This is a genomic window from Ruminococcus sp. OM04-4AA, from assembly GCF_003462585.1.
Taxonomy (GTDB): Bacteria; Bacillota; Clostridia; order Lachnospirales; family Lachnospiraceae; genus Mediterraneibacter; species Mediterraneibacter faecis.
This window is the reverse complement of sequence record NZ_QTZH01000177.1, coordinates 1-537: the sequence shown is the minus strand read 5'-3', so window position 1 is coordinate 537 and position 537 is coordinate 1. Positions and strand designations below refer to the sequence as shown.

The 537-nt window shown below is 33.0% G+C and carries 2 protein-coding genes; both read left to right on the top strand.

Annotated features, from left to right (window positions below; all coding sequences use genetic code 11):
• Positions 1-265 (top strand): hypothetical protein (locus DXB52_RS16315; RefSeq protein ID WP_181989248.1); only part of this gene is annotated, 265 nt, incomplete at its 5' end.
• 18 nt (positions 266-283) lie between these two features.
• A partial coding sequence (locus DXB52_RS16005; protein ID WP_472520605.1) for a hypothetical protein occupies positions 284-537 on the top strand: 254 nt, incomplete at its 3' end.

Genomic DNA, 537 nt, shown 5'->3' with positions numbered 1-537 from the left:
TAGCAATAAAATAGGTGGTCTTATTGGGAGCGTTAAGGGATTAGTATTGCTGAGTGTATATGAAGATATTTTATATATTCACCGAGCCAATATTGATAATTCTTATGGCGAACGATTAGCGAAAATTTATATTCCGAATATGAAAAATATCCAAGGGAAAGCCGGATTATTTGGTGGAAAGTTTTCTTTCAATTATGAAGGACAAGAATATAAATTTAAATTGCCATCAAAAGCCGGAAAATTTGTGGATTTTTTCGTAAAGTAAAAGTATGAGGATAACAGGATGAAAAACTTACAAAAGTATCTAATGATTTTGGGAACGATAATGTTAAGTATTGGGATTAGTGCGTGCTCTAAACAACCAGACTTCGATGCCAAATCTTACGTCCAAAGTTCTCTTGATGCATACTATCATGGAGATTATAAAGATTATGCAAATCTGTTAGAAATCTCGGAAAAAGATGCCAAGAAAGAAATCGAAGAGGATTTTAATGAGAGTATCCAACAGCAATTTGATGATTCCGATAACATTACGGA